General features: G+C 42.7%; 9 protein-coding genes. 4 read left to right on the top strand and 5 right to left on the bottom strand.

Going from position 1 to position 13,450, the window contains the following annotated elements:
- Positions 1–57 precede the first annotated feature (57 nt).
- The 4 genes from dapA (at position 58) to ppc (ending at position 6,833) form a co-directional block, all read left to right on the top strand.
- Positions 58–921: a 4-hydroxy-tetrahydrodipicolinate synthase gene (gene dapA / locus AB8P72_RS05590; protein WP_305935352.1), complete on the top strand. Its 864-nt coding sequence runs from the start codon at positions 58–60 to the stop codon at positions 919–921.
- 53 nt (positions 922–974) lie between these two features.
- Positions 975–2,459 carry an aldehyde dehydrogenase gene (locus AB8P72_RS05585; RefSeq protein WP_068407412.1) on the top strand — a complete coding sequence of 495 codons (1,485 nt, stop codon included), beginning with the start codon at positions 975–977 and terminating at the stop codon, positions 2,457–2,459.
- A gap of 60 nt (positions 2,460–2,519) precedes the next feature.
- Entirely contained in the window at positions 2,520–3,968 is a 1,449-nt protein-coding gene (locus AB8P72_RS05580; RefSeq protein ID WP_306495732.1) for a sodium:alanine symporter family protein, read from the top strand.
- A 90-nt stretch (positions 3,969–4,058) separates the two neighbouring features.
- The gene (ppc, locus tag AB8P72_RS05575; RefSeq protein ID WP_369958192.1) at positions 4,059–6,833 is read left to right on the top strand and encodes a phosphoenolpyruvate carboxylase; all 2,775 of its coding nucleotides are present in this window, start codon (positions 4,059–4,061) and stop codon (positions 6,831–6,833) included.
- Between the two features lie 708 nt (positions 6,834–7,541).
- Here the strand turns inward: ppc and AB8P72_RS05570 are convergent.
- From AB8P72_RS05570 to AB8P72_RS05550, 5 genes are all read right to left on the bottom strand, one after another.
- Positions 7,542–8,465 carry a LysR family transcriptional regulator gene (locus AB8P72_RS05570; protein WP_200661701.1) on the bottom strand — a complete coding sequence of 308 codons (924 nt, stop codon included), beginning with the start codon at positions 8,463–8,465 and terminating at the stop codon, positions 7,542–7,544.
- Positions 8,466–8,647: 182 nt separating this feature from the next.
- Entirely contained in the window at positions 8,648–10,009 is a 1,362-nt protein-coding gene (locus AB8P72_RS05565) for an NAD-dependent succinate-semialdehyde dehydrogenase (protein WP_200661702.1), read from the bottom strand.
- A gap of 54 nt (positions 10,010–10,063) precedes the next feature.
- The gene (locus tag AB8P72_RS05560) at positions 10,064–11,731 is read right to left on the bottom strand and encodes a thiamine pyrophosphate-dependent enzyme (RefSeq protein ID WP_369958191.1); all 1,668 of its coding nucleotides are present in this window, start codon (positions 11,729–11,731) and stop codon (positions 10,064–10,066) included.
- 64 nt (positions 11,732–11,795) lie between these two features.
- Positions 11,796–12,134 carry a RidA family protein gene (locus AB8P72_RS05555; protein ID WP_193031438.1) on the bottom strand — a complete coding sequence of 113 codons (339 nt, stop codon included), beginning with the start codon at positions 12,132–12,134 and terminating at the stop codon, positions 11,796–11,798.
- A 49-nt stretch (positions 12,135–12,183) separates the two neighbouring features.
- A complete protein-coding gene (locus tag AB8P72_RS05550) occupies positions 12,184–13,434 on the bottom strand; it encodes an FAD-binding oxidoreductase (RefSeq protein ID WP_193031436.1) in 1,251 nt (416 codons plus the stop codon).
- Between the last annotated feature and the right edge of the window lie 16 nt (positions 13,435–13,450).

The raw sequence follows: 13,450 nt of genomic DNA, 5'->3' as shown, positions 1-13,450 counted from the left end.
TGTCGCTATTGGCATGCTGCCTACTAACGACTTTTATCATTAAATAAGGATATTTATATGAACATTCATGGCGTTTTAGTCCCTATCGTTACCCCTTTTGATGCCAATGGCGACATTGACACGCAAACTCTAACCGAACTAGTCAATGTCTTTATAGAAAAAGGCGTCACCGGTATCGTAGCCTGCGGTACTACTGGCGAATACTATACTTTTTCACCTGAAGAGCGCGAGCTCGTCCTAAGCACTATTGCTGATACTGCCAAGGGGAAAGTCACTTTAATCGCTGGTATTAACAGCCTTTCGACCGATCATTCCATTGAGCTGGCACATCAAGCAAAAGCGCTGGGCTACGATGGTTTAATGCTATCAGCCAATCCTTATAGCCTTCCAAATCAAGAAGGTATTATCGCTCATTTCGAAAAAGTCGCTAATGCGACAGACCTGCCTATCGTTATGTACAACTTTCCCGCGCGCGTAGGTGTAAGCATTGAATTTGAAACGGTTGCTCATCTAGCCAAGCACCCAAATATTGCAGGCATTAAAGAAAGTAGTGGCGATTTTAGCCATGCGCTACGCCTGCTACAAGCCAACTTTGACAATTTCGAAGTAATTTGTGGTTGTGATGATCAACCGGTTGACTTCTTCTTTTGGGGTGCAAAAAGTTGGATCGCAGGTGCGGCCAACGTTTTCCCTGGCGAGCAAGTTGCCCTATTTAAAGCGACACAGCAAAGCGATTGGGATGGGGCTAAAGAGCTGATGAGTGGTATGTACCCTGCGATTCATTCTATGGAATCTGGTAACTATAATCAAAAAGCTAAAGCCGGATGCATTAACGGTACCATCGATGTCGGACCCGTACGTATACCATTGACTCCCATGTCCGATGAAGATACCCAAACGTTCTTAACGCTATTGTCATAGTCGTTAAACCACCTCCGTATTGAGAATATTACTTTATATAAAAGGACAATCTAATGAGTATGACCACTGCGCAAGTATTCGAACTCTCAAAAAAACAACAGCTTTGGGCAGGCCATCTTATAGCCTCTGAGCAAGTTTCCGAGGCTACACTACCTAACTATAGCCCTATCGACAATAACCCTATCGGTACTATTGCTAAAGGCAATCGTCAAGATGTTGACCTTGCGGTGATTGCAGCTCGCAATGCTTTTGATACTGGAGATTGGCGTCGGATGTCGCCTGCAGAGCGCAAAGTTATAATGCAGCGCTGGTGCAAGTTAATGCATGAAAACATTGATGAGCTTGCGGCATTAGACTGTGTCGATGCGGGCAAGCCAATCACAGAATGCCTCAACACCGATCTACCCGCTACGATCGAAACCTTTGAATGGTACGCCGAAACTGCTGATAAAGTATTTGGTAAGGTCGCACCTACTGGATCTGATGCACTAGGGCTTATCGTACAAGAACCAATTGGAGTAGTTGGCGCAGTATTACCTTGGAACTTCCCTGCACAAATGTACGCTTGGAAGGTCGCGCCAGCGCTAATAACCGGAAATTCAGTGATTGTTAAGCCTGCCGAACTAACGTCACTATCAGCTTATCGCTTGACGCAATTAGCGTATGAAGCCGGTGTACCAAAAGCGGCCTTACAGCTGATTTGCGGCCTTGGTGAAGAAGTCGGCGCGGCACTCGGGCAGCACATGGATGTCGATATGATTTCCTTCACCGGCTCTACCGAAGTAGGTCGATTATTTCTGCAATATTCTGCGCAAAGCAACCTAAAAGAAGTGGTCTTAGAGTGTGGTGGTAAGAGTCCACAAGTGGTGTTTGCCGATGCCCTCATCAATGAGCAAACCGTTGAGCATATTTTGTCAGCGGCTTTTTGGAATATGAGCGAAAACTGCAGCTGTGGCTCACGATTAATAGTGCACTCTAGCCAAAAGGAAGCTTTATTGAGCCTCCTACAAGAAGGTCTCAAGTCATGGAAAGTAGGTCTTCCCTATGACCCTGAAGTCGCTATTGGCCCTATGATCGAAAGGGCGCATTTCGACAAGGTAGTTTCCTACCTTGATACCGCTAAAGCTGAAGGCGCTACTTTGGTTGCAGGCGGTCGTATCCATGAGGAAGTTGGCAGTGGCTGGTATATCGAGCCCACTATTTTTGATAATGTCAGCGCAGACATGACGTTGTTCAAGGAAGAAGTCTTTGGTCCGATTCTCGCTATCACCAGCTTTGAGACTGAAGAAGAAGCCATCACGCTTGCTAATCAAAGTAGCTATGGCTTAGCTGCGTCTTTTTATACTCAAAATATCCACCGTGCTTTTCGTGTGGCAGCGGCCATTAAAGCAGGTACCGTTTCGATTAATGGCTTTTCAGAAGGAGATATTACGACACCTTTTGGCGGCTACAAACAATCTGGCTTCGGCGGGCGTGACAATGGCCTTGAGGCACTATCTCAATACACACAAACTAAAACTATTTGGTTGGTAAATTAAGCAAGGACGTCCCAAGAACTAATGTCAGCGTAGCCAAAAACATTACAAGGAAGTAAAGTTATGGAAAACATCATTAATACCATCGTCGGGTATATTTGGAGCGACGCGCTGGTATATCTTGCACTAGGCGTCGGTATCTATTTTACTATCATGACCCGCGCTGTGCAGATTCGCTATTTTAAAGAGATGATCAAGCTGTTATTCGATAAACAAACCTCATCAGCAGGGGTTAGCTCGTTTCAGGCTTTCTGTATGGCCCTATCCGGACGTATCGGTGTCGGTAACATTGCTGGGGTCGCAACGGCTATAGCAGCTGGTGGCCCTGGGGCGGTATTTTGGATGATTGTCATGGGAGTTTTAGGCGGCGCCAGTGCCTTTATTGAATCCACTTTGGCACAGGTTTATAAGCATAAGGTAGACGACCAATATCGAGGCGGTTCGCCGTTTTATATTGAAAAAGGTCTCAAGCTAAAGCCTTTTGCTATCGTCGTTGCTGTCGTGACCTGTCTCTCTTATGGCGTGCTAGTGCCTGGGGTTCAGGCAAATACTATCGCGGATTCTTTTAGTACCGCATTTAACATCCCTCCATTCGTGACTGGTATCCTAATTGTCGTACTGCTAGGCATAATCATATTTGGTGGCGTCAAGCGTATCGCTAGTTTCGCTGGCAAAGTGGTTCCGGTCATGGCCATTGGCTACATTGTTATGATGGTCATTGTGTTGGCCTTTAATGCTCACAATATTCCTTCTATGTTTGCGCTCATCTTCAAAAGTGCTTTTGGTATGGATGCTATATTCGGCGGCATGGTCGGTACTGCTATCTCATGGGGCGTACGTCGCGCTGTATTCTCTAATGTCGCCGGGGCTGGAGAAGCTACTTTTAGCTCAGCCGCAGCAGAAGTTTCTCACCCTGCTAAGCAAGGATTGGTACAGAGCTTTTCTATCTACATTGATACCGTACTCGTTTGTACCGCTACCGCTTTGATGATTCTATCAACCGGAATGTATAACGTAACTACCCCAGAAGGGGTGGCGCTGGTCGAGAATATGCCTGGCATTGAGGCCGGCACTGCATTTACACAAGCAGCGGTATCTACTGTTTTTAGCCAATACGGTAGTGGATTTGTCGCTATTGCTATTTTCCTGTTCGCATTCACGTGTTTGATTGCCTACTACTATATTGCCGAAACTACTTTGGTCTATTTGGATAACAAATTGCGCTACCCCATCTTTAAGCACTTACTAAAACTGATTTTTTTAATTGTTTGCTTCTCAGGCAGTGTCCAATCTGTCGGTATGATGTGGGCGCTAGGCGACATTGGCTTTGGCAGTATGTGTTACCTAAACTTTATCGCCATTTTACTCCTAAGCAAAACTGCATTAAAGGTGCTCAAAGACTACGATGCGCAGATGAAGTTAGGGGTTAATCCTATCTTTGATCCTAGAAAGGCTGGCGTGGATAATGCAGACTTCTGGATAGGCTACAGTGATGAACATGGTCATAAATAATGGTCTTACCTATTGTTTTAAACAATAGACTGCGATATAAATTAGCCTATCAGGACTATTTCACCCACTAATTTAACGAGAAGGTTAAGGATGACTATAAATAATGACGTATTACGTGAACGCATCAGCTTATTAGGCTCATTTCTAGGAGAGGCGATTTCTCGGCAAACGGGCGAACAAACACTCAACACGATTGAAACCCTACGCCAAGGTTTTATCCAGCAACGCCGGGCGCCTAACGCAGCGAACCAGCAACAACTCATCGACTTTATTGCCTCGTTAGACAACCAAACCTTAAAAAATGTCATCCGCAGCTTTTCTATCTATTTCTTCTTAGCCAATCTCAGTGAAGAAAATTACTTACGAGAACAACGTCAAGCCTTGCGTATGCAATCGGAACATAGCTGGGAAGGCTCGTTTCGGCGTACGCTGCTTGAATGTCGTGAGCGCAATATTGAACCCGCCCAAATGCAAGAGCTGATTGAGCAACTAAAATTTATCCCAGTATTCACCGCCCATCCGACTGAAGCGCGTCGCCGTACGACGATGAATCTATTGCAGAGTTTATTCAAGCATAGCGATGCTTTGAATAATCTTCCTGAAAACAGTTTCGCCTATGAGCAAGCGAAAGAACAAACGGCGCAAACCATTGATTTATTATGGTCATCTGATGAAGTACGGACGCGTAAACCTTTAGTCTATGACGAGATCAATAATGGCCTGCATTATTTCAATGCCAGTTTATTCAGCGCCATTCCCAAAGTTTACCGTAATATTAAAGACGCCATTGTTGATATCTATCCTGAGCTAACAGACTATCCCTTACCGGCGTTCATGAGCTTTGGTTCTTGGATCGGTGGTGACAGAGATGGCAATCCCTTTGTCACTCATGACACCACAGAAATGGCCGTATTGATGCATGCCAATACCGTCTTGCGTCACTATCAAGTGTTGATCAAAAAATTGCGTCGTGAACTGATTCACAGCGATACAATTGTCGCTATCGAACCTGACGTGTATACAAAAATTGAAAGTTATCGTGAGCTCGACAGACGAGTCTTTGATTACAATACTGACGATTACAACAATGAGCCGTACCGAAGACTGTTATCGATTATTCTTGCCAAAATAAAATCGACTAATAGCCATATTCAAAGCAAAGGTAGTGATAGCGAGGCTGAAAAAGATGCTTACACCAATCCGCAAGAATTGTTAGAAGATTTACGCATCATTCGGAAAAGTGTCAATACTCACGATACGGCACATGGCGAAGGCTTATTACTTGATATGATTCGTTTGGTCAAAACCTGTGGTTTTCATTTGGCAGCGCTCGATATTCGTCAAGAGTCCTCTTATCATAGCGAGGTGATAGCTGATATTTTTGCCAATGCCTCTAATCTGCCAGATTATCAAATGCTCACTGAAACTGAGCGCCAAGAATGGCTAACGCGCTTACTTGAAAAGCCCGGTACACCGCTCATTTATACCGATAACTTGAGTGATAAAACACGCGAACAATTGGCTTTGATGAACTCTGTGGCAACCTTACGTAAACTGGTCGGGCAAGATACTTTCGGCAGTTACGTCATATCAATGACCAATAACGCCAGTCAATTATTAGAAGTGTTACTACTCATGCGCTTTGCAGGCTTATGTACAGTGAATGACGAAGGGCAACTGTCCGCTGACTTACCCGTCGCACCCTTGTTTGAAACCATCGAAGACCTTAAAAATATCGATAAGATTTTACCTGCCGTCTTGGATAATCCGCTTTATCGAGGGTTGCTGCAACACTTAGATAACACGCAAGAAATCATGCTGGGTTATTCAGATTCATCAAAAGATGGCGGTATTATCACCTCTGCATGGCAGCTGTATAGCGCGCAGCAAACCATTAACCGTATCGCTGAGGAATATGGTATCAAAACCCGCTTGTTTCATGGCCGTGGTGGCTCTGTCAGTCGTGGTGGCGGCTCAACACATAATGCAATTGCCGCTCAGCCCGCAGGGACACTGCATGGAGAAATTAAAGTCACCGAGCAGGGCGAAGTCCTTTATGCCAAATATGCCAACACCGATACCGCTGTGTTTGAGCTAACCATGGGCATCACTGGTACCCTCAAAGCGTGCTCAACAAGATTTGTGGTGCAACCGCCTGAACTACCAAATTATGAAGCACTCTTTGCGCGTCTAGCCGATGCGGGTGAACAAAGTTATCGTACGCTTACTGACCATACCGAAGGGTTTTATCAGTTCTACTCACAAGTGACGCCAGTGCAGGAAATCTCTTTATTAAATATCGGCTCACGCCCAGCGCACCGTAACAAAGGTCTGCCTAGTAAGACAACCTTGCGGGCGATTCCCTGGGTATTTGGTTGGTCTTTAGCGCGCTTTACCCTACCAGCTTGGTATGGCGTAGGTAGTGCTCTTCATAGTGTTAAACAAGACGAAGCTTTAATGAGGGAGATGAACAGTTGCTGGCCATTTTTTAACGTATTTATTAGTAATATTGAAATGGCGTTTACCAAGTCTGAGATGAGCATTGCTCAGGCTTATAGTCAGTTATGTGAAGATGAGGGATTACGTGAAAAGATTATGCAAGCGGTAATCGATGAGCACGAGCTGACATTTTCAGGTTTAAATTCTTTGCTTAACCAGACATCATTATTGGCACATCAGCAAAACCTTGCCGCGTCACTGCAGTGGCGAAATGCTTATTTAGATCCGATTAACTACATACAAATCGAGTTGTTGAAACGTGCCAGACAAAAAGACGCTACAGATAATGACGATAATCTTGCTGTTGAAGATCCATTAATCCGTAGTATCAATGCTTTGGCAGCGGGTCTGCGCAATACGGGTTAATTAATAGAGAATTACGTTCAGATATCTAACTTATGACCTAAATACATTGACTTCCTTTAATTAAATTAAAAAGGTTGAAAAGGTGTAAGGGTCAACTAATTTAGATATCTGAGCTATGCTAGTAGTTAAATCTCTGTATAAGGGGCTAACTTTTGTTTTTATAACAGGCGTTATAGCAAATAAAAGAATTCGTTGAATATATTAGTATATATAGTCAGACCCCCAATGATGTTAATATCACCTAAAAAGAAAACTTTTGAACTGATATTTATTCTTATTAAGGGATAGCTTTAAAGTTAATAGCGATAGCGAAGAAAGATTCAATATTAGGGCGTGTCTTCATTTTAAAAATGAGATAAATTGCAGTCAAACAGGAAAATAGCGCCGTTAATATCGGGATATTACCTAGCTATTTGATGAAGTTTGGCAAAATTTAGCCATTTTTAGTTCATTTAGATGTCCATCGATTGAATTGAAGACACGCCCTAGAGTAAACCCAATATTAATTTAAAACTATCATTTATTAGGTGGCATACACCCAATACTATGGTGCCCGAAATATCATTAACCTTTCCATTACAATGGATTTATTTTACACTGATGATTCAAAAAAGACCTAAATACTATCGTTTGTATAGTCTAGAAGGTTTAGGTATGAAATCACTTTTCTCAGATGGTGTTGTTAATATTGGGGTTTGAGGGTTTTAATTAAAGAGAAACATCAAATTCTATAATCTCTTCAATAAATTTAGCTTCGATAGGTGATAAAGCGCGGTCTTTATGCCAAAAAAGATAAACGGGTATATCAGCGATACCTTCGTTTGGCGGTAAACGTCTCAGCTTAAACTCTAGGTGCGTTGCAGCAATAAATTGATCTGGTAGCGCGCCGATTCCATAGCCAGTATAAATCAAACGGACCGCTTCATCTAAATTGTTGGTATAAGCACTAATGCGGCCAGTGATATCATGGTTTTCTTTAAATACCGTAATTGGCGAAAGAACATCCCCAATATCTTCACTACTAAAAGCGATATAATCCTCCGTCAACAAGTCATCAAAACTCAAATCAGGCACTGAAAACAGAGGATGGTGATAGCCGCAGTATAGGTAATACCGCTGAGTAAATAATAATTGGTGATTAAGGATTTCTGGGATATGTCGGGCTAAGCAGATACCTACAGCAGGCGTCTTTTGTTTGAGGTTATTTAAAATATCCATACTTGATTTTACTGTCAAATCTAAAGTTATATTTGGATATTTTTTTTTGAAATATACTAAAAAATCATTGTATTTTGGATTATGGAGTCGACTGGCGACCAGCAATTTAATCTCGCCTTCTAAGAGATGTGAATTGCTACCCTTCATAGCCTCAATTGAGGTTATTTCTGTAAATATCGTTTGGGCAACTTGAAGACAGTAATGCCCGATGGGTGTAAGCTCTAACGGTTTGGTATTACGAATGACCAGCTGACTTTCGAGCTGCTCTTCAAGCTTTTTAAGGTTTTGACTGACCGCTGATTGGGTAATATTTAAGCGATTTGCAGCTGTACTAATACTCCCTTCCTCATAGATAACAATTAATACATGAAGTAATGTCCAATTCAAGCTATCGGCTAATTTCTGTTGCAGCATGGTAGTTTCAGCACTTATACTCTAGATATATTGATAACCAATCAACATGAAAGGCCTGCTAAAAACACAGAGGATTTAGTTTTTATGATACTCATCCAGCCTGTGAATGTTTAACGCACCTTTCATCATTGTCCTCAGCTCATAATACAATATAGCTAGAGATAACGGGACTGTATAAACGCTTATTTATTATATAGCTTAAAATTTACGAACTCATTCATCCCACAAGGACCAAGCTCGCGGCCAAAACCTGAGCGCTTAACACCACCAAAAGGCATTTCAGCTGCTGTCCCCGGTGCTTGATTAAACGTCACCATACCAACATTCAGCCGCTCGGCGATTGCTTGTCCACGTGCCATATCTTGCGTATGAATACATGCTCCTAGACCAAATGGCGTATCGTTAGCAAGCCTTATAGCCTCCTCAATATCAAGCGCTTTATATACGACAGCTACTGGTCCAAACAGCTCATCATAATAGGCTTGCATATCTGGGGTTACGTCAGCTAATAGCGCAGGTTTAAACCATGCCCCCGATTTTTCTATCTGTCCACCCGCTACTAGTACTGTAGCACCTTGCGTTATGGCATTATCGTATTGTGCTTGAAGTGTTTCTAAAGCTTGGCTAGAAGATAATGGTCCTAAAAAAGTCTTTTTACATAATGGATCAGCAGGCTCTAACGACTCAACGTTATGGGTTAATTTTTCTACAAATTCCTCATAAATATCCGCTTGTAGAATAATACGTTTTGCCGCGTTACAGGCTTGACCAGCATTACCAAATCTACCAATGAATGCACAGGTTACTGCTTGATCGATATCTGCATCTGCTAAGACTATAAATGGGTCCGAACCTCCTAATTCGAGCACTACCTTTTTCAGTGCCGCACCTGCTGTCTGTGCAACAGCCGCACCTGCCCGCTCCGATCCTGTTAAGGAAACCCCTTGAATACGCTTGTCATTAATGATCGATGTAACTTGGTCATTAGTTGCAAAAATATTATTATAAACACCTTTAGGTAAGCATGCTTGTGCCAATATAGTAGTAATAGCTACAGCCGACTCTGGGCATGAAGGCGCATGCTTCAACACCATCGCATTACCTAGCATCAAGTTCGGTGCAATAAATCGTGCTACCTGATAATGAGGATAATTCCATGGCATGATGCCCAGCAATACTCCGATAGGTTCTTTTTTTACTACGGCGTTTTGAGCATTAGGCAAATCTGCTGTCGTTAAGAACTGCTCACCATACTTGGCATAATAGCGAAATATATCACTGACTAATGCAAGCTCCCCCTCACCTTGCGCCACAGGCTTACCCATTTCGCGTGCCATAATTCTCGCTAAGGCTTGCCGTTGCTTGTCATACAGATCAGCAATATTATTTAATATTCGTACACGCGAGTTGATGTCACTTGTACGCCACACCTGATAAGCATCATCTGATTCGGTAATGATAGCCTGTATTTCGTGATCAGAATGATTGGTATATTGCTTTTCTATCTCTCCAGTTGCCGGATTCGTTACTTGATAGCTGGTCATCATACTTCCTTGTTATGAATAATTATTAGCATAAGATATTAATTAAATTAACAGCTAGGGCATTAGCTCCTCAGGATCAGTAATCACGTGCAACAATACCGTTTTACGTTCTTCTGTGACGACCTGCATCGCCTCAGTGACACTCGCTTTAATATCGTTATTACTAGTGATTCGTATGCCATGAGCACCAAAGGCGTTAGCGAGTGCTGCAAAGTCAGGATTTTGTAGCTGCGTACCAGACACCCGGTCAGGATAATGTGCTTCTTGATGCTGGCGGATAGTACCAAACTGTTGATTGTCCATCAAAATAATTAAAACAGGGGCATCATAACGAATGGATGTTGATAATTCCGCTTCATTCATCATAAATTCGCCATCGCCAGTGACCACAATCGATAGGCGTTCTGGCGACTCTAAAGCAGCAACAATACCTGAAGGCAAGCTATAGCCCATCGCGCCATTTCTAGTACTGAGCTGACTTGGGAAAGTATGCGTAGGCAGATAACGCTGCGCCCATAAGCAGTGATTACCGGCACCAAAACTATATACGGCATCTTTAGGTAACTGCTTAGTGACCTGCTGGATCACTTGCGTCATACTGGCATAATTTTGATCAGCGGCTACATCAGTGATGTGATGAGTTTCTGTTGCTTTTTCTGGAAAAGCACAATCCTTTCTTTGTTGTTCATGACAATAATTAAACCAAGTCTCACGAGACGCTGAATTTGCCAACGACATTTTACTCATCGCTTTAACAAAACTAATAGGGCTAGAGACAATATGCGCAGTAACTGAGCCACTATGACCGCGCAAACTAGTATCTAAATTGACAATGTAGTTAGGTTTATCAAAAGACTGTCGCAATTTATAGCCATCACTAGCGACATCACCTAACACAGTACCTATCGTCAGCAGCACATCAGCCGTTTCGATAAGAGCAGCACACTCATCCGAGCGCCCGTAACCTAGATAGCCTGCGTGGGCAGGAGAGTTAAAAGTCACTCTGTCTGAGGCTCGCCAATCATGAATAACAGGAATACAATTATCTTCGGCAAACTTTGTTAGCTGTACAGAAGCCTCTGTCGTCCAATTTTGTCCTCCTGCAAAAATCAGCGGCTTTTCAGCATTCGATAACGCATTTAATATTACCTCAAGCTTATCATCGCATATAGAACCTTCAGCAACAGGTATCACTGGATGCAATTGCCCGTGAAACTCCTGCTGAATAATATCTTCAGGCAGTCCCACAACGACAGGACCTGGTCGTCCTTCTAAAGCCGCATGAAATGCTTTTGCCACAATCTCAGATGCTCTTGAAACTTCATCTAATATGAATACACGCTTACACTGACTAGAGAACCACTGCTTAGGGTCAAACTCTTGAAATGACTCGCGATCTCTATCAGCAACAGGGATAAGTCCAATGAATAATATAAGTGGCACACCATCCTGCCATGCAGTATGGATACCAGTATAAGCTTGCGCAGCGCCCGGTCCACGGGTCACCATGGCAATACCTGGTTGACCCGTAAACTTACCATGAGCATCTGCCATATAGGTACAAGCGGCTTCGTGTCGGCATATAATTGTTTGGATATCAGCGTTGTATAATCCATCTAATACCGAGAGATAACTCTCACCAGGAACGACATAGGTGCGACTGACTCCATGTAATTGCAGACTATCTACGATCGCTTGACCACCATGGATGATATTCTTCATTATTAGTCCCTTAATATTTTTTATATTAATAAAAGTCTTTATTCTTTTTAAGTATCTAAATGGCTCACTCAGCAGCAATGACCGTAATCTCTACCAATAGGTCAGGATGTGCCAATACTGACTCACCGCAAGCTCGAGCAGGTGGCTGCGTATCTGCAAACCACCTATCCCACACCTCGTTCATCGCTTCAAAGTCTGACATGCTTTTTAACCACACGGTTGCCGTCAGAATTTTTGATTTATCACTACCTACCTCTTCTAATAAACCTTGAACTTTATTTAGACAGCTTAACGTTTGGGCAGCCACATCTTCATCGATAGCGCCAACTTGGCCTGATAAATATATCGTCTGATTATGAGTAACGATTTGGCTCATACGTTGGTTACTGTGAAGTTTCTTCATGTTTATTCATCCTTATGTTTTTAAAATATAATAGTTAAAAAAATATGTATTAAGTGTTAGAAAATCGTTGAGCATTAAAAGGTTTAATATCCACTACTGTAGGCTTTTTATGTAATAACTCTTCCATAATACGTCCAGTGATAGGTCCTAAAGTAAAGCCTTGGTGACCATGTCCGAAGGCAAACCATAAATTATTATGCTTACCAGCGGCTCCGATAATCGGCTTCATATCAGGCATGCACGGCCGTGAGCCTGCCCACGCTTCTGTCTCTACTCGTTGATTCAAAGGTAAAACAGCTTGCGCAAAACGCAACACAGCGTTCAATTGATCAAAATTCTTTGGTGCGTCCATGGTCGTCATTTCAGCACCGGTAGTAATACGAATACCTTGTTGCATCGGTCCCATCACAAAACCTTTGTCAATATCAACCAAACTATGATAAATCTTATTTTTTTCTGTGGTTTCAAAATGCTGATGATAGCCACGCATAGGGAATAAAGGCAAATCATATCCTAAAGGCTTTATCAATTGATTAGACCAAGGGCCTGCCGCAATAACGACGTCATCACTATAAAAAGTCTCCTGATCAGTTATCACTTGCCAGCCATCACCATCTAATCGTATTTCTTTAACCGTAGACTCGCCTATTGTCCCATTCATGCTTTGAAAGCTTTTTGCATAGGCTTTTACCAAGGCTCCGGGGTTTGATACCTGCCAAGAGTTAGACCAATGAATAGCGCCGATAAAGTCATCGAAATTACCATTGGGTTCTAATTCTTTTAATTGGGCAATGGATAAAACTTTGTGCTCGATACCTTGTTGCTGTGAACTTTCAGCACCTACGCTCGCTGTTTTAAGTTTATCCTCGTCTCGATGCATCTCAATCCAGCCATCTCGTCTTATCAAGTCTTCAGCACCAGCTGCCGTAATCATTTCCTGATGCTCACTTGTGCAATGCTCAATCAGAGTCTTCCACTCTTTTTCTATTTTTTGGACAGAAGAAGGCGCAGAAAACTGCCAGTACTTTAACAAAGCCTGATGATAACGGAAGACCGCAGGCCAGCGATAACGTATATCTGTATTCTGATTCGGTAACACTCTAATGAGTTCCGCAAGATGTCTGGGAAATGGATGCACATGAATTGCTTCTCGCTGTATCAACCCTGCGTTACCATACGATGTCTCTGATCCCGGTGGCTTCTTATCTAATAATAGAACCTGAGAATTATTTTTTTGTAGGTGCCAAGCGATGGACGTACCCACCATACCAGCACCAATTACAATTACTTTGTATCGCATACCATTCCCCTTCATT

The organism is Psychrobacter sp. CLB018 (assembly GCF_041222815.1).
In the GTDB taxonomy this organism is placed as follows: domain Bacteria; phylum Pseudomonadota; class Gammaproteobacteria; order Pseudomonadales; family Moraxellaceae; genus Psychrobacter; species Psychrobacter faecalis.
This window is presented reverse-complemented; position numbering and strand designations above follow the sequence as displayed.

What these genes read in the sequence shown, in the direction of transcription:
- AB8P72_RS05580 (WP_306495732.1), top strand. Translation starts at nt 2,520, where the DNA reads ATGGAAAACATCATTAATACCATCGTCGGGTATATTTGGAGCGACGCG.
- AB8P72_RS05570 (WP_200661701.1), bottom strand. Translation starts at nt 8,465, where the DNA reads ATGCTGCAACAGAAATTAGCCGATAGCTTGAATTGGACATTACTTCAT.
- AB8P72_RS05565 (WP_200661702.1), bottom strand. Translation starts at nt 10,009, where the DNA reads ATGACCAGCTATCAAGTAACGAATCCGGCAACTGGAGAGATAGAAAAG.
- AB8P72_RS05585 (WP_068407412.1), top strand. Translation starts at nt 975, where the DNA reads ATGAGTATGACCACTGCGCAAGTATTCGAACTCTCAAAAAAACAACAG.
- AB8P72_RS05550 (WP_193031436.1), bottom strand. Translation starts at nt 13,434, where the DNA reads ATGCGATACAAAGTAATTGTAATTGGTGCTGGTATGGTGGGTACGTCC.
- AB8P72_RS05560 (WP_369958191.1), bottom strand. Translation starts at nt 11,731, where the DNA reads ATGAAGAATATCATCCATGGTGGTCAAGCGATCGTAGATAGTCTGCAA.
- dapA (WP_305935352.1), top strand. Translation starts at nt 58, where the DNA reads ATGAACATTCATGGCGTTTTAGTCCCTATCGTTACCCCTTTTGATGCC.
- AB8P72_RS05555 (WP_193031438.1), bottom strand. Translation starts at nt 12,134, where the DNA reads ATGAAGAAACTTCACAGTAACCAACGTATGAGCCAAATCGTTACTCAT.
- ppc (WP_369958192.1), top strand. Translation starts at nt 4,059, where the DNA reads ATGACTATAAATAATGACGTATTACGTGAACGCATCAGCTTATTAGGC.